Origin of the sequence: Sphingomonas longa (assembly GCF_016892685.1) — a bacterium.
In the GTDB taxonomy this organism is placed as follows: domain Bacteria; phylum Pseudomonadota; class Alphaproteobacteria; order Sphingomonadales; family Sphingomonadaceae; genus Sphingomonas; species Sphingomonas longa.
In genome coordinates this window covers 14,002-30,696 of the sequence record NZ_JAFEMC010000002.1, presented here as the reverse complement: position 1 = coordinate 30,696, position 16,695 = coordinate 14,002, and the positions used below count along the sequence as shown (strand labels likewise).

General features: G+C 67.0%; 10 protein-coding genes. 6 read left to right on the top strand and 4 right to left on the bottom strand.

What is annotated here, in order from left to right; translation table 11 throughout:
- Nucleotides 1–60: 60 nt before the first annotated feature.
- The 3 genes from ILT43_RS06235 to ILT43_RS06225 are packed head-to-tail and all read left to right on the top strand — an operon-like array spanning nt 61 to nt 3,220.
- Complete coding sequence (locus ILT43_RS06235) at nt 61–1,410, top strand: APC family permease (RefSeq protein WP_204196578.1); 1,350 nt, start codon at nt 61–63, stop codon at nt 1,408–1,410.
- An 8-nt stretch (nt 1,411–1,418) separates the two neighbouring features.
- The gene (locus ILT43_RS06230) at nt 1,419–2,324 is read left to right on the top strand and encodes a Gfo/Idh/MocA family protein (RefSeq protein WP_204196553.1); all 906 of its coding nucleotides are present in this window, start codon (nt 1,419–1,421) and stop codon (nt 2,322–2,324) included.
- A 56-nt stretch (nt 2,325–2,380) separates the two neighbouring features.
- Nucleotides 2,381–3,220, top strand: coding sequence for an SAM-dependent methyltransferase (locus ILT43_RS06225; RefSeq protein ID WP_204196540.1), 840 nt, complete (start codon nt 2,381–2,383; stop codon nt 3,218–3,220).
- A gap of 55 nt (nt 3,221–3,275) precedes the next feature.
- On the opposite strand, the gene ILT43_RS06220 is transcribed toward ILT43_RS06225, so the two are convergent.
- From ILT43_RS06220 to ILT43_RS06205, 4 genes are all read right to left on the bottom strand, one after another.
- A complete protein-coding gene (locus tag ILT43_RS06220; RefSeq protein WP_204196531.1) occupies nt 3,276–6,368 on the bottom strand; it encodes a TonB-dependent receptor domain-containing protein in 3,093 nt (1,030 codons plus the stop codon).
- Nucleotides 6,369–6,855: 487 nt separating this feature from the next.
- Entirely contained in the window at nt 6,856–9,984 is a 3,129-nt protein-coding gene (locus ILT43_RS06215; RefSeq protein WP_204196526.1) for a TonB-dependent receptor plug domain-containing protein, read from the bottom strand.
- A gap of 223 nt (nt 9,985–10,207) precedes the next feature.
- The gene (locus tag ILT43_RS06210) at nt 10,208–12,481 is read right to left on the bottom strand and encodes an outer membrane protein assembly factor BamB family protein (protein WP_204196525.1); all 2,274 of its coding nucleotides are present in this window, start codon (nt 12,479–12,481) and stop codon (nt 10,208–10,210) included.
- Nucleotides 12,482–12,498: 17 nt separating this feature from the next.
- Nucleotides 12,499–13,038 (bottom strand): CHRD domain-containing protein, encoded by a 540-nt coding sequence (locus ILT43_RS06205; RefSeq protein WP_204196524.1) that lies wholly within the window; start codon nt 13,036–13,038, stop codon nt 12,499–12,501.
- Between the two features lie 165 nt (nt 13,039–13,203).
- Here ILT43_RS06205 and ILT43_RS06200 point away from each other — a divergent pair, with 165 nt between their 5' ends.
- From ILT43_RS06200 to ILT43_RS06190, 3 genes are read left to right on the top strand one after another with little or no spacing between them, the layout of a single operon-like run.
- On the top strand, nt 13,204–14,160 hold the full coding sequence (locus tag ILT43_RS06200) for a cupin domain-containing protein (RefSeq protein WP_204196523.1): 957 nt from the start codon (nt 13,204–13,206) through the stop codon (nt 14,158–14,160).
- A gap of 22 nt (nt 14,161–14,182) precedes the next feature.
- Nucleotides 14,183–16,183 (top strand): outer membrane protein assembly factor BamB family protein, encoded by a 2,001-nt coding sequence (locus ILT43_RS06195; protein ID WP_204196522.1) that lies wholly within the window; start codon nt 14,183–14,185, stop codon nt 16,181–16,183.
- Between the two features lie 58 nt (nt 16,184–16,241).
- The gene (locus ILT43_RS06190) at nt 16,242–16,682 is read left to right on the top strand and encodes a c-type cytochrome (RefSeq protein ID WP_204196521.1); all 441 of its coding nucleotides are present in this window, start codon (nt 16,242–16,244) and stop codon (nt 16,680–16,682) included.
- Nucleotides 16,683–16,695 lie beyond the last annotated feature (13 nt).

Here is a 16,695-nt window from a genome sequence, read left to right as displayed (position 1 = left end):
GGCGGCGACATTCGTCTCCCGACGGTTCCCGAACGCCGACGGACGTTGCAGAAGGGGCGGATGGACACCGTATCGGCATCACCGGACGATCGCGCGGGTAAGCCACGGCCGACGCTCGGCCTGCGGCATGGGCTGGCGCTGTGCGTCGGCATCGTCATCGGCGCGGGCATCTTCCGCGCACCGGCGATGGTCGCGGGCGCGGCGTCGAGCGAGGCTATGTTTCTCGGCACCTGGGCGCTTGGCGGCCTGCTCTCGATCCTCGGTGCGCTGTGTTACGCCGAACTCGCGTCGGCGCATCCCAGCGCCGGCGGCGATTTCCACTTCCTCGAAGTGGCGTTCGGCCGCGATCTGGCCTTCCTGTACGGCTGGGCGCGGCTCGCCGTCATCCAGACCGGATCGCTGGCGCTGCTCGCCTACGTATTCGGCGATTACGTAGCGGCGTTGCTGCCGCTAGGCGCCTATTCCAGCAGCCTGTACGCGACGTTGCTGGTCGTGGGCCTGACGGGCCTCAACTGGCTGGGCATCCGTCAGGGCGCGGGAACGCAGTTCTGGATGACCTGTGCGGAGGTGCTGGGCCTCGTCTGCGTCATCGTCGCCGGGCTGGTCGTCGCACCGGAGGCGGTGCCCACCGTCCGCGCCCCGCGGGAGGGTGCGCTGGGGCTCGTCCTCGTCTTCGTGCTGCTCACCTACGGCGGATGGAGCGAGGTGGTCTACATCTCCGCCGAGCTTCAAAATGCACGCCGCCGCATCGCGCCGGTGATGGTTGCCGGGCTGGGTCTGGTCACCCTGCTCTACCTGCTCGTCAACTGGGCGTATCTGCGCGCGCTGGGGCTGGAAGGCGTGGCGGGCAGCCAGACCGTCGCCGCGGACGTCATGGCCCGCGCGTTTGGTCCGGCGGGCGGCGCGGCCATCAGCCTGATGATCGCGATCGCGGCGCTGACCTCCGCCAACGCCACCGTCATCACCGGGGCGCGGACCAACTATGCGCTCGGATGCGCGTTCCCGCGCCTGCGCTGGCTCGGCCGCTGGAGCGCGACGCGGGACACGCCGGGCAATGCCATGCTGCTCCAGGGCATTATCGCGGTCCTGCTCGTCATCGGGGCGACGTTCGGGCGCGACGCGTTCGGCGCGGTCGTCGAATACACCGCGCCGGTCTTCTGGTTCTTCCTGCTGATGGTCGGGATCGCACTGTTCGTGCTGCGGCGTCGCTCGCCACCCCCGCCGGACTGCTTTCGCGTCCCCCTCTACCCGCTGATACCCGCGCTGTTCTGCGCGACCAGCGCATATCTGCTGTATTCCAGCATCGCCTATACCGGCATCAGCGCGCTGGTCGGCGTCGGCGTGCTGGCGATCGGCGGGGTGCTGTTGCTGGTCTTGCGGGGTCCGACGCCCCCGGCCGTACGGAGTTGACAGCCACCATGCGCGTTCTGGTTACGGGATTGGGCGACATCGCCCACAAGGCTTACCTGCCGGTGCTATCGACCCTGCCGGGGCTCGAGCTGCATCTGGCGACTCGCGACCGGCGAGTGCTCGAGGAAGCGGGACGCAGATTCCACGTGCATCACCTCCACACCGGCATCGAAGAGGCGCTGGCGGCCCACAGGTTCGACGCCGCCTTCGTCCATGCCGCCACCAGCGCCCACCCGCCGCTGGTGCAGACGCTGCTGGAACATCGCATCGCCACCTTTGTCGACAAACCGCTCGCAGACACGCTCACGCACGCAGAACGGCTCGTGGAACTCGCCGAGCACAACGACACCCTGCTGAGGATCGGCTTCAACCGCCGCTTCGCCCCCGATTACGCCTCGCTGCGCGGGTCGAACGCCAGCCTGATCGTCATGGAAAAGCATCGCCACCGGCAGCCCGACACCGCACGCCGGGTCGTGTTCGACGACTTCATCCATGTCATCGATACGCTGCTGTTCCTGATTCCCGCGCCGATCCGGCATCGCACGATCACGACGCACCTCCGGGATGGCTTGCTGACGGCGGTGACGCTGATGCTGGAGGGCGACGGCTACACCGCCATCGGCACGATGCACCGCGACAGTGGCCTCGACGAGGAACGGCTGGACGTGATCGGCGACGGCGTCCGCCAGTCCGTGCTGAACATGGCCGACCGCGTCCGCTCCGCCGGGACGGAGTGTCGGCAGCGACGCGGCGACTGGACTCCGGTCGGCCAGCAGCGCGGCTTTCAGGCGATGTGTGCAGACTTCCTGCAAGCCGTCCGCGAGCGGCGGCCGACCGCGGTCGTCGCCATCCTCGCGACGCACGAACTGTGCGAAGCCGTTACCCGCCATGCGGAGTCATCGGCTCAGGAGTGATTCGCACCACATCGGGTCTTGGCTCCACGCGCCTCCCGGCGGTACGCAGCCGATCGATGTCCCGACGCTCCACCCTTGCCGCCCTCGCCCTGACGCTGTTGGCCAGCGGCAGCGTCGCGCTGGGCGCGCGGTGCCTGTCGCCCGGCGTCGCGCGGTGTTCGTGGGCGGCGCTGACCGGCCGCGGACCGACGCTCGACGTGCCCTATCTGGGCACCCGGCCGGAAGTGGTCGCAGCGATGCTGGACATGGCGGGCGTCGGACGCGGTGACCGGGTGCTGGACCTCGGTACCGGCGATGGCCGCATCCTGATCGCTGCCGCCCGTCGCGACGCGTCCGGCACGGGTGTCGACATCGACCCGGTGCTGATCGGCGAAGCCAAGGCGGCGGCCGTGCAGGCCGGGGTCGCCGATCGGACGCGCTTCGTGGCGCAGGACCTGTTCGCCACGCCGCTGCGGGGTCATACCGTCGTCACGATGTTCCTGCTGCCGCGCGTCAACCTGCGCCTGCGCCCGCATCTGTTGCGCGACCTGGCCCCCGGCACGCGCATCGTCAGCCACGCCTTCGACATGGCCGACTGGCCGCCGGACGCCACCGGCCGGGTCGGCGGGTCGCACCTGTACCTGTGGCGAGTACCCGCTGCGGTCGCCGGCGAATGGGTGCTGGCGGACGGTGCCCGCCTGTCGCTGCACCAGCATTTTCAGGATATCGGCGGCACGCTGACCCGCATCGGATCGGCCGGCACGCTCACCGGCGTCCGCCTGACCGGCCCCGCCATCCGCTTCACCGCGTTCGGGCGCGTTTATGCGGGCCGCGTCGCCGGCGACACGATCACCGGCGACGGCTGGCAGGCCCGTCGCGCCTCGCCGCCGCCTCCGGTCGGTCATCCAAAAACATAGCGGGTCGAGGTCGTCCGCCGCCACGCCCTGAACGAAGCGTGGCGGCGGGCGACGGTTACATCCGCACCGATACGCCCGCGACGATCTGCCGGCCGAGCAGGTCGTAGCCCATGATCGTGTTGCCGCGCAGCAGCCCGATCCGCGAGCGGCTGTCCGGGATCAACGGCGGATCGCGATCGAGGATGTTGTTCGCGGCCACCCGGAACGTCATGCGCTTGTCGATGTCGAAGCTGATCGCGAGGTCGATCCAGTTGTACGACCCGACGCCCGGATACTGGTCCCGCCGCGCGCTGGCATCCTGCGCGGGAATGCCGGTATCGGCGGGCGCGTACACGTCGAGTGGCATCGCGCCGCGATGACGCCAGTTGACCGACACGCTGGTCGTACGGTCCGGCGCGGTCCACGTCGTACGGAACTGGTGTGCCCATTTCGGCATGCTCTCACCACACAGATTGCCGAAATAGCCGACGCAGTCGCGCGGCGCGATGGTCGGTGCCGACTGCGAACCAACGCGGGTCATCAGCGTGCCGTTGAAGCTCAGGTCGAGCAGGCCGACGCTGCCCAGCCCGACATTATACTGGCCCTGAAAATCCCAGCCATGCGACTGCGACTTGTACCCATTGGCCGACCCGCGCGCGACCCAGCCGGTCGCCGGGCTGGTCGCGGGCGAGCTCGACAGGGTGCCGCTGCCGGGGTTGCGAATGATACCGCGGCAGAAATAATCGTTCCCGGTGTTCAGACACTCGCTGATGATGTTCTGCGGCTGGAGGAAATCGAGCTGGTCCTTCAGGTCGATCAGCCAGCGATCGACCGACACCACCAGCCCCGGCACGAAGCGCGGGCGCAGGACGACGCCGAACGTCTTGGTATAGGCGGTCTCCGGCTTCAGGTCGAAGCCCCCCTCCCGCACGGTGCAGCGATCGTCGGGGCAGATCAGCGATGCGCTGCCGTACAGATTGGCGGGCAGGCCGGTGTTGGCGCACTGAGCCGCTGTGGCGGACGGTGCCAGACGGGCGCCGTTGGGGTTGGCCGGATCGATCCGCGGCGCGCAGGGGTCGGCGTAGAAGCCCTGGTTCCAGAAGATGTTGGCGGCGCCCTGTGCGGTGCCGACGCCCGGCGCGGCCTGCGACTTGTTGTACGATCCGCGCAGCGTGATATCCTCGACCGGCGCCCAGATGCCCTCGGCCTTCCACGTGTCGAACTTGCCGTCGAGGCGGTTGTACTTGGACACGCGGTAACCGCCATTGACCTGCAACAGTCGCGCGAACGGGCGGTTCTCGACCAACGGCACCTGGATCTCGGCGTTGGCCTCCAGGATGTTCTGCGTGAAGCGCTGGTTCTCGCCGCCGTTATTCTGCTGGAAGATCTCGTTGACGATCGTCCGTTCCAGCTCCTCCCGATATTCCGCGCCCAGCGCGACCGCGACGCCCTGCTCCGCAAAGGGCGAGGTGATGCCGTACTTGCCCAGATCGCCGCTGACGGTGCCGATGAACTGCAACAGGCGCGGGATGCGGGTGCTGATGCCGCCGGTCGCGCCACCGTACAGATACTGGTTGAGCGCCACGTCCTGATTGAACGGCGCGAACGCGTTGAAGGGGACGCAGGCCGGATCGGTGCCGTTGACGACCGATCGGCACGTCGGCGTCCCGTTGACGCGGACCACGTCGAGCGAGTTGTTGATGGTGTCGAACCGGGCGAACGGCACGTCGATCGTATCCAGCCTCGCGCGGGAGATCATGCCCGCGAGGTCGTACGACCACACGTCGTCGAACCCACGCCCGCGCAGGCCCGCGACGATGCGATAGCCCTCGTTGGTGAACTCCTGCCGCGTCAGGGGCAGCCCGTCGAAGCGATAGCGCACGTCGATCGGCGCGAACTGGCCGGCGACGCCCGCATTGGCCCCGCACAGGTCGCTTGCCTGCGATCCCGACAGGAACGGGTTGTCGCAATTTACGCGGAACGGCTCGGTGCCGTACGCGCCGAAGTTGAAGGTGCGGTTGAGCTGCGTGTTGTACGACTTGTCGCGATAGAACAGGCCGTTGCCGTACAGCTCGATATCGTCGCTGATCTTCGCGGTCAGGAAGCCGCCCAGATTGACGCGGTTGAAGGCGCGCTGGACCGCCCAGTTGTCGTACGGGTTGGCGGACGTGCCCTGCGGTCCGCTGTTGATCGGAATGAAGGTGCCGTTGCCGTTGGGATTGTTGACGAGAATTTCGCCGGCGCGCGGCCCCGATTGCGGGATGATCGTGCCCGCCGGCGTGAAGCTGGCGCGCGAACAGCCGAGCGGAGAGGTATTGGTCGGCTGCACCGCTTCGCACACCGAATAGGAGCGGTCGACCAGCTCGACCGCGCTCGACTGGCGATAGTTGATGAAGCTGGTGAAGTTCACGCGGTTGTCGAACAGGTTGACGCCCGCCGCCAGGCTGACGTCGGCGCGGCCGCCGTCGTTGGTCATGCCGCGCGCCGCGTTGAAGCCGGCGCGGCCGGCCGCGTCGGTGACCGCGTTGCTGCGATTGTTATGGTTGTAGAAGCTGTAATTGGCGTCGGCGCGGATGCCCTCGAAGTTCTTCTTCAGAATGAAATTGACGACGCCCGACACGGCGTCCGATCCATAGACGGACGATGCGCCGCCGGTCAGCACGTCGATGCGCTCGACCAGCGCGTTCGGGATGATGCCGACGTCGATGGTGTTGGCCAGCCCGACGCGCAGGCCGTCGATCAGCGTCAGCGTGCGCTCATAGCCCAGGCTGCGCAGCTTGATGCGCTGACGCCCTTCGGAGTCGCTGAAATTCTGTTCGGAATTGACCTGCACCTGCGGCAGGCGGTTCAGCACCTCCTCGATCGTCGTCGCGCCCTGCGCCGCGATCTCGGCGGCGGTGGTGGTGACGATCGGCGCGGCCGAGCGGTTGTTGGGGCGGACGATGCGCGTGCCCGTCACCACGATTTCCGACCCGTCCCCGGTATCGTTCGTGCGTCCGGTATCGGCCGCCAGCTTCGCGGATGCCACGGGGTCGCCGATCGACGACGGCGCATCCTGCGTCACGCCATCCGCGCGCGCCTCCGATGCCTGCACCTGAGCTTCGGCCGGCAGCGCGAACAACGCGACTGCGCAGCATGTCGTGGACATCAACCCTTTGAACATCAGCATTAGTTTTCCCCGATAGCCTTTGGGACCATCGGATGAAGAATGCCGCCCAGTCTCACCGCCGCCAACATTGCGGCGGCGATCAACAGCATGTCGCCCGGCCTTCCACGGGTCTGGCGCCCGCATCGGAAGACCGACGTTTCACGTCTTCATCCGGTTGATCCGGTGGGCGAAAGTGTCACGACATGTTCTGGGAGACAATACCAATGTGATGCATTTGCGGCGCAATTGGACTGTTTCTTCCTGTATGTGGTCAGGAAGGCACGATGACGGCTATCGAGAACTGCCGCCGCACTTCGTGTGCCGCGGCGTGTCCTTCTCGGTTCGATGCCGGGGTGCGACCCTGGCTTGCCGCTACGGTGTCGCGGACGTGCCGCCCGCCTCGACCTGTTCGCGGAAAGCGATGATCGGTCGGGGAACGCACGTCCTGCGCGCAAGGACGTCCGGCCCGCCGCCTGACCGTAGCGACGGGCCGGGTATCGCAGGCCAATCAGAAGCTCAGGCGGACACCCAGGCGGAACGTGCGGCCCAGCACATCGTACAGCAGCGGATTGAAGCCGTAGCTGACGCCGTTCTGCGGCGATTGCTCGGGCGCCTTGTTGGCGATGTTGTCGATCTTGAAATAGGCCGAGATCTGCTTCGAGAAGTTCCACGATCCACCGACATCGACATAGAAGGCGCCTGGCATCGAATTGTCGCCGATCGTCGACGTGTTGCCGGTGGGATCGGTCGTGGGGCAACTGCCCGGATCGCACTCGATATACTCGTTCGAATAGACGCCGTTGGAGAACCAGCGCTCGGTGACGGAGAACGAGAACCGGTCGGTGTCCCAGCTCTGGATGCCGAGCAGCTTCCAGTCCGGCGTGCTGCCGCGATTGTTGCCCGCCTGTTCGGTCGGGATCGTGCCCGGCAGGCCCGATGTCTCGGTATAGTGCAGCACCCGCGTCGCCAGACCGCGGACCGCAAAGCTGCCCGGCAGGCCCAGCCCGCTCAGCGGACGGCGATAGCTCGCCTCGATATCGAAACCGTTCGTGCGGACCTTGGCGAAGTTGAACAGCTGCTCGTTCACGAAGAGTGCGCCCGCCGCCGGGTCGAGGTTGAAGGACGAACAGAACTCCGTGATGTTTTGCTGGAAGCACTGGTTGATCGCCGCCTGTCCGCTGAAGGCGATGATGATCCCCTTCACCTTGATGTCGTAATAATCGAACGAAGCGTTGAAGCCCGGCAGGATGCCCGCCTCGCTGCCGTTGAAGACGACGCCGCCGGTGGTGTTGCGCGACGTTTCCGGACGCAGCGCGGTGTTGCCGATCGTGTTGGTCGGCGCCTGCACGAACTGGCCGGCGGTCGGCGACTGGCCGGGCGCGCGCGTGTCCAGATAGGTGGCGTTGGCGAAGGTCGGTGTCCGGAACAGCTCCGACAGGTTCGGCGCGCGAACGTCGCGGGACGTCACGCCGCGCAGGCGGATGCCGGTCAGCGGCGTGTCCCAGGTACCGCCGATCTTCCAGCTCGTGATCCAGCCGGACGTGCTGTAGCGCGTCTGGCGGACGCCGGCGTTGATGTTCGCGCGGCCGATCTGGTCCTCGTTCGAAATCGGGATGTCGAGTTCGAGGAAACCTTCGTGCACATTGTAGCGGCCGGTACCGTTCTTGTAGTTGCCGGCATACCAGTTGCCGCCGCTGACGGTGTTCTGCGTCGGATCGGCCGGATAGTCGGCGGTGTTCGGATTATCCGCCGTCACGCCGTTGCCGTACGGGTCCGCCTTGGTCCGGTACCATTCGCGCCGGAACTCGTACCCGAACGCCACCGACAGCGGACCGGCCCAGGTCTGGAGCGGCTGACCGTTCAGGCTGAGCGCCGCCGCGTTCTGGCTCGACCAGGTATGCTGGTACGGCCCGATCGCCGGCTTGACGTAGTTCAGCGCCGCTTCGGTCACGCCGCCGTCGCCGATGATGTTGAGCGGTACGCAACCCGCCGCACGCGCTGCGACGTTGGCGCAGGCGATCGTGCCGTTGGGCAGGCGAACCGCCTGATAGGCCGCCCTGAACCGCGAGATGTTGAGCATGTTGTCGACGTGCAGGTCGGTGTAGTTGTGCCCGTATTCGTAATAGGCGTCGTAGCTCCACTCGGTCCCCAGCCCCTGGAACTTGCCCGCCGCTCCCAGCACGCCGCGCAAATTGGTGCGTACCGGCTTCACCTTGATGAAGTCGCCGAGCTGCGCCAGCGCCGATCCGTACTGGAACGACGTGATGCCGGCATTGGTGCAGGCCTGCTGGATCGCGGCGGGCACGAACGGATTGGCGTTCGCGTTGTTCAGGCCGCACTGGATCGTCAGGTTCGCCTGCTGCGCGAACCCCGGATTGGGCGAGTTCTCCGACTTCACGCGCGACGCGTTGAAGGTGACATAGATCTCGTTGTCCGGCGCGAAATCATACCCGACGCGGCCATAGGCGTTGTACCGCTCCAGCTTGCTGGCGAGGCTGGTGCCCGCGCCCACCACGCCACTGGTGTCGCCACCCGAGCAGAAAGAGGGAGTACAGCCCGTCACGCCGCCGGTGCCGGTCGGCACGCCGTTCGACCCGTACTGGAACTGGTAGGGCTGGCCGCCCGCACCGAAGGCGATGCCCTGTAGCGGACCCGAAGTGATGAGGCCGAATTTCGAATACTGATATTGCTGCGCGTTGTTGATGTACCGGATTCGCGGCTGGCCGGCGGGCGTGTTGGTGGTGCCGGTCTGCACGAAGGCGGGCGAGTCGAACCAGTCGCGACCATTGGCACCGGTAATGCCGAAGCCCGGATTGGGAACGCCGCCCTGATATCCGTATTCGCCGCTCAGGGCGACGTGCAGGCGATCGTCCGCGAAGCTGTTGCCCCACGCGACCTGCGCAGTGCCGCCCGCATCGTCACCGTAGGTGGTGATGCTGCCCTGGATGTTGGCCTTGAAGCCCTTGAAGCGCTTGTCGGTGATAAAATTGACCACGCCGGCGACCGCATCCGACCCGTAGGAGGCGGATGCGCCGCCGTTCACCACGTCGACGCGCTGGATCAGCAGTTGCGGGAACTGGCTGACGTCGGTGACGCCCGAATAATTGGCGCCGACGAACCGCTGGCCATCGAGCAATGTCAGCGTGCGGATCGCGCCCAGACCGCGCAGCGCGAAGGAGCTGAGGCCCTGCACGCCGCTCGATGTCGTCGCGACCGACACCGCACGGCCGGTGCTGCCCTGAAGCGATGGCAACTGCACCACCGCGTTGAAGATGTTGGGCTGGGCCAGACGGTTCAGGTCGGCCGCGCCGATGACCTGCGTCGGGGTCGGGGCCGCAAAGCCGTTCGACGTGATCCTCGATCCGGTGACGACGATATCCGCCGCGTTGGCGCTGTCCTCCGTCTCCTGAGCATCGACCGTCGCGGCCGAGGTCGGAGTAGCAGGATCGGCCGTGGACGGGGTGCTGGCCGACGATCCCGGCTGCGTCGTCGGTGCAGGCACCGACTGGCCGGCGGGGTCCACCTGCGCGAACGCTGGCGATGCCAGCGTCACCGCCAGCGCCGCACCGCTCGCGGTCGCCATCGCCCAGCGCCGCATCGATACGCCGCAGCCAAGCCCGAATGCAGATGTCGTCATGATATCCCCTCCTCCCGAAACCTGTTCGGAGAGGGATCGACGCTGATCGGGGGTGGGCGTCTGTCGCTCGTCACGTCCGGCGGCTTTCCGCTCGGTCGTACCCCTGATTGCGCCGGATTATCCTCTCCGTTTCGAAACAGGTTTGTCGGCGACTTTTCTAGCTTTGTCGACAACTTTGTGATCGTGCGTGCAAAAAACTGCAATCGGTGTCAGGCCAATGCCGTCATTCGGTGTCAGGCAGCCCGAACACGTACACCGCATACCCGGTGACGGGCCGGTGGACCTCGCCCAGCATCGTTCCCGGCTTCAGCTGCGGACTGCCGCCGCCGAGCGCGGTGGTGACGGCGATATATTGCTGGCCGTCGATCCCGAACGACACGGGGAAGCCCTGCACCGTCGTCCCCAGCCGGGTCTTCCACAGCGTACGGCCGTTCCGCACGTCGACCGCACGGAACACGCGGTCGAAATCGCCGACGAAGGCGAGGTTGCCCGCCGTCGACACCACCGATGTCAGGAACGGCGCACGCTGCTGGAACGTCCAGAGCGGTTTCAGATCGGCGGCCCGGTACGCCGACAGCCGCCCGACATTGCCGCCGCTGCCCGGACTTTCGTAATAGACCTGGCTCCCGTTCCCCAGCATCAGCACGCAGCTCTGGCTTAGCGGGATGACCAGCGCATCGGTCGGCTGGTGATAACTCATCGCCTGCCAATTGTGCCCGCCCTCCGGCCCGGGGCACGAGGACAGCCACTGGTCGGACTGCTGCTGCACCACGTCCTTGCGATAGGTCGGCCGCCCGGTCCTCGGATCGACGCTGGTGAAGACGTTCTGGAACACGGTCTGCGCCGAGTCGACATACTGGCCCGTCTCGCGGTCCAGCTTCCACAGGATGCCGACCTTGCCGATCGTGAACAGCGACTTCTTCGGCCCGTGGTCGATCAGCACGCGTTCGAACACCTCGTCCAGGTCGAACGTTTCGCCCGGCGCGTGGTTGAACCACCATTTCAGCTTGCCCGTATTCGGATCGAGCGCCAGCGTGGAGTTCGCGTAATCGGTCGCGCCCGTCGCCGACCCGCGCTCATCGCGGCGCCACGGCTTGCCCTGCGCGGTGCCCCAATAGGTGGTGTCGAGTTCGGGATCGTAGGTGCCGGCGATCCACGTCTCCGATCCCTTCCGGTCGTTGTCGGGCATCCCGCCCCAGCTGTCGCCGCCCGGCTGGCCGGTCAACGCCACCGTCGTGAATGTCCAGTCGCGCTTGCCCGTCGCGGCGTCGTACGCGCTGATATAACAGTGGTCGGGCGTCCCCTTGCGCCCGCAATTGGTCATGCCGACGATCACCTTGCCGTTGATGACGATCAGCCCGCCGGTGGAGAAGCCGACGCCCGGCTTCTGGTCGGTGATGTGCGTCTTCCACACCTCGCGCCCGCTGCGCGCGTCCAGCGCATAGACCCAGCCCTCGGGCGTGTTGACGTACAGATTGGTGCCGTACAGCCCCATCGCCCGCGTCTCCACCGACGACGGTCCCGGCCCCGCGCTCTTGGGCAGCGGACCCAGCCGGTTCTCCCACAGCAGTTCGCCGTCGCGCGCGTCGAGCGCCTGGATCGTGTTGCCGACGCCCCACATGTACATGATGCCGTGATGGACGATCGGCGTGTCCTCCATCGTGCCGTTCTCCGGCATCGACCACATCCATTTCAGCTGCAGCTGCCCGACATTGCCCGTGTCGATCCGGTCGAGCGGGCTATAGCTCCACCCCTGATAGTTGCGCCGGAACATCAGCCAGTCCTCGGCGGGCGGATTGCGCAGCATCGCATCCGTGACCGGAACGTAATCCTTGATCGCCCCTTCCAGGCTCAGGCCCAGCTTTGTCGGCAGCACGAAGCGGCCGGGATCGGCGTACTTCACCACCTGTCCCGGCGCGGAGAAGCCGGCGGAGGTCGCGGGCGCGGCCGATCCGCCGGGACCGTTGGCGGGCGCAGCCTCCTTCGCGCCGGCGATCTGCGCGTTCTGCGACGCCGCGCTGCCCGCCGGGGGGCCCGCCGCCTCGGTCTGAGCCGGTGCAGCGGCAAAGGCGTCGCCCGGCACCTTGCCGCTGGCGATCGGGCCGAGCACCGTCTGGCTCGTCCGGTCGAGCGGGCTCGCACCCGCGGCGACGCCGTTCACGTACAGCACGTATGCCACGATCGCATCGTAGGTGCCGTCGTCGAGCGAGCCACCACGACCGTATGGCATCGACGCGTGAATCTTGCTGTACAGCGCCGCGACCGGCCGCTTGCCCCACACGTTCAGGAACGACGTCCCCGCCAGCGCCGGTGCATCGGTCGCCCCCGCCAGATCGGCCTGGTGGCAGGCGGCGCATTGCTCGGCGTAGGCGGCTCGTCCCGCGTCGACCTGCTGCGGCGTGAAGAACCCGACACTGCCCTGCCCGACGGCGATGCTGGTGGCGAACACGCCGGTCGCGGCGACCAGCAACAGGGGGGACCGGAGGCGGGTGTGCATCGGTTCGGCGAGCCTTTTCAGCGCGATGGAGTGTCGAGTTGGGGAATGAACCAGTCGCCCTGTTGCGGAACGCCCGGCCGGCCGCGCTCATGTGCCGGCAACAGCCAGCCCCACAGCGTGCCCTTCGGTCCCCAGCTATAGCCGGGCGGCGCTTTCTCGCTATCGATCTGGATATACAGCCGCCCGGTGCGCAACGCGTCGCGCATCGTGCGCGTCAAGGGAACGCTGCCGGAGACGGTGCCCGTGCCGTCGCCCTCCACCGCGAGCGGCACGACCTTGGCACCCGGCACGCCCGTCGCCGGACCGATCAGCAGGTGCGCGGCGGTCGCGCGCGACGGCATGCCGCGAAAGCTGCCCTTCACGACCAGCCGTGCTCCGACGACTTCCGCCGTCGCCTCGCCGCGCCCGGCGATGAACACCTTCGTCTCGTCGTCGAGCGGCATCGGCCCCAGATCGGCCTGATAGCCGGTGGCGGCGGTTTCGCCGGCGGCGGCACTGCCGATCGCGGGCGAGAGCGCCGCCAGTGCGACGATGACGCCCAAACCTGTCCTGCCCATCGGCGTCCTCCCCACATGCCGCGCCGGATTTCCGCATCGGCCGTGCCGAAGACGTTCCCGCTTTGCGACTTGACGGGACATCAGATCGCATACAAGATTGCGACTGTCCATACAAAGTCGATGGCAACCCGGACGCGAATACGCGGCGAGAACAGGAGATCAGGGATGAAGGGCGTGCTGAATCTTGGCGTAGCGATGGCGGTGCTCGGCACCACCGTGGCCGCCTCCGCGCAGTTTTCCGGCCGCGAGGATCCGATGCCGGTCACCCAACCGCGCATGACCGGCGAATACTGGGCGCCGAAACCAAGCAAGGCAACTGCTTACGCCGCCCCCAACCGGGTCCACTGGAAACTGTCCGACATCCTCGCCGCGCACCGCGGCAAGACCGATTGGGTGCAGCCGATCATCCGCAATCAGGAGCAGGACGGCGACTATGTCTCGCTCGGCGCGGGCAAGGCGACGAAGCCCAAATTTTACGCGGACGACCGGGTCATGTTCATCGTCTGGGACGGCTCCGTCCGCGTGACGATCGACGGCACGGAACCGTTCACCGCGACCAAGGGCTTCATGGTCAGCGTCCCGTTCCGCCACGTTTATTCGATCGAGAATACCGGCACCCGCCCCGCTTTGTGGTTCGAGGTTCGTCAAGCCGGCTCCGCGCCGCTCTACCCCGGTACCGTGACGCCCGATCCGCAGCCCGGCCGCACCTATATGAAGGTCACCGGCAATCCCGGCCCGGCCAAGGACCGCGACACCAATCCCGTCTGGGTCGATTTCATGAAGACGATCGCGATCGGCGACAAACCGTATAACGGCAAGTTCGTCTGGGACGATCACTTCACGTCCAACATCCTGCGCGGCAAGGCGGCCGACGCCGTGCCGCCCGACACCAACAAGGGCCATTTCCACACCGACTGGACCGAATTCTGGTTCATCATGGAAGGGCGTATCGGCTACAAGATCGAGGGCTATCCGTATTTCGTGTCGGAGCCGGGCGACGTGGTCACCGCCGCCAAGGGACGCTGGCACCGCGCCGGCAACGATCCCAGCGCACCGATGTCGACGCGCATCCCGATCAACCCGCGCCCGGTCATCCTCCACAATTTCGAACCGGCGCACTGAGCGCCCGACAGGCCGGATCGCCATGAAATTCAACCGACGCGCGCTGCTGGCGCTGCCGCCGCTCACCTGGCTGGCGGCGCACGCCCCGGCGCTGGCCCAGATCACCCCGCGCAAGCGGGCACCCGGCGATACCGATTGGCTGCACTATGCCAACGATCCCGGCAGCACGCGCTACGCGCCGCTCGATCAGGTGACGGCGGAGAACTTCAACGCGCTGGAGGTCGCGTGGACGTTCAGGACCGACAAGCTGGGGGCGCGCGCGGATTACCAGCTGGAGGCGACGCCGCTGGTGGTGAACGGCGTCATCTATTCGACCGCCGGGTCGCGGCGCGATGTCATCGCGCTCGATGCGGAAACCGGCGAACTGCTCTGGGTCCACCGCGAGGACGAGGGCGACCGGGCACGCAAGGCTCCACGAACGCTGTCGGGGCGCGGCGTCTCGTACTGGACGGACGGCACCGACGAACGCCTCCTCTACGTCACGATCGGGTACCGCCTGATCGCTCTGGATGCGAAGACCGGGCAGCGTATCCCCGGCTTCGGCGTCGACGGCGCGGTCGACCTGAAGACCGACTTCGATCAGGAGATCGACCCCGTCGACAGCGACGTCGGCCTCAACTCCACGCCCCTCGTCGTCAAGAACACCGTCATCGTCGGTGCGGCGCACACTGCCGGCAACGTGCCGAAGACCTATGACAATGTGCGCGGCTATGTCCGCGGCTACGATCCCGTCACGGGCAAGCGGAAGTGGATCTTCCACACCATCCCGAAAAAGGGCGAGTTCGGTTACGACACGTGGCTCGACGGCACCGACAAGATCGGCAACGCCGGCATGTGGTGCCAGATCTCGGCCGACCCCGCACTCAACCTCGCCTATCTCGGCATCGAACTCCCGACCGGCGATGTCGGCGGCCAGTACCGGCGCGGCAATGGCCTGTTCGGCGAAAGCATCGTCGCGGTCGATCTCGATACCGGTGAGCGCAAATGGCACTACCAGCTCGTCCATCACGGCCTGTGGGATTACGACGTGCCCTGCGCCGCCATCCTGCTCGACGTGACGATCAAGGGCAAGCTGGTCAAGCTGCTGGCCCAGCCGACCAAGCAGAGCTTCCTCTACGTTCTGAACCGCGAAACCGGCAAACCGGTGTGGCCGATCCCGGAGCGCAAGGTGCCCAAGGGCGACGTGCCGGGCGAATGGTATTCCCCGACGCAGCCGATCCCGTCGAGGCCGCCGGCCTATGACGTGCAGGGCGTCAGCGCCGACGACCTGATCGACTTCACGCCCGAACTTCACGCCAAGGCGCTGGAGGTGATGAAGAACTATCATACCGGCCCACTCTACACGCCCGCCGTCGTGTTCGAGCCCGAAGGGAAATGGGGCACGCTGACCGCGCCGAACCTGACCGGCGGCACCAACTGGCCGGGCGGCGGCGCGGACCCGGAGACGGGCGTCGTCTACGTCTATTCCAAGACCGTCGCCGACGTGATGACGGAGTTGAAGAACAGCGACACCAAGCTGTCCGACTTCGCCTATATCAACGTCCGCGGCATGCCTACCGCGCCGAAGCGGGGCGATCACACCTACGGGATGCTGACGGTCGAGGGGCTGCCGCTGCTGAAGCCGCCCTATGGCCGCATCACCGCCATCGACCTGAAGACCGGCAGCCATCTGTGGCAGGTGCCGCACGGCGAAACCCCCGACGCGATCCGCAACCATCCCAAGCTGAAGGGGATGACGCTCCCCAAGACCGGCCGGCCGGGCAATGTCGGTCCGCTCGTCACGAAGACGCTGGTGATCTGCGGCGAACCGGGCGTCTTCACGCTACCCGACGGTCGCCGTGGCGCGATGCTGTGCGCGTATGACAAGGCGACCGGCGAGCAGAAGGGCGCGGTGTACATGCCCGCCGGGCAGACCGGTGCGCCGATGACGTACATGCTCAACGGACGACAGCACATCGCGATCGCGGTCGGCGGCGGCAATTACCCTGCCGAACTCATCGTGTTCCGTGTGCCCGCCGCCTGATCCGACCCCGAGCCCTGCGCCTGTCGCCCCGCCTCCGTCGAAAGCCATATCGATGCTCTTGCGCGCCCTCCCCCTGATCCTCGCGACCGCAGTCGCCGTTCCGTCCATCGCCCTGTCGCAAGGGGCCGTGAGCGCCGCCGGCCGCACCGTCTGGAGCGGGGTCTACAGCGCGGCGCAGGTGGAGCGCGGAACCGCCGCCTATGCGCAGCACTGCGCATCGTGCCACGGCGACTCCCTCGCGGGCGGCGATCAGGCACCGCCACTGGCCGGCGGGACGTTCCTCGCCAACTGGAACGGACAGGATGCCGGCGCACTCTTCACCCGCATCAAGACGACGATGCCGCTCGACAATCCCGGTTCGCTCGGCGGCGCAACCGTTGCGGCGATCGAGGCGATGATCCTGGCGCGCAACGGTTTTCCGGCGGGTCAGGCCGACCTGCCGCCCGATGCCGCCGCGCAGACCGCCATTGCGATCACGCCGACCAGGCCTGCCGGCTGAGCGATCTGTGACT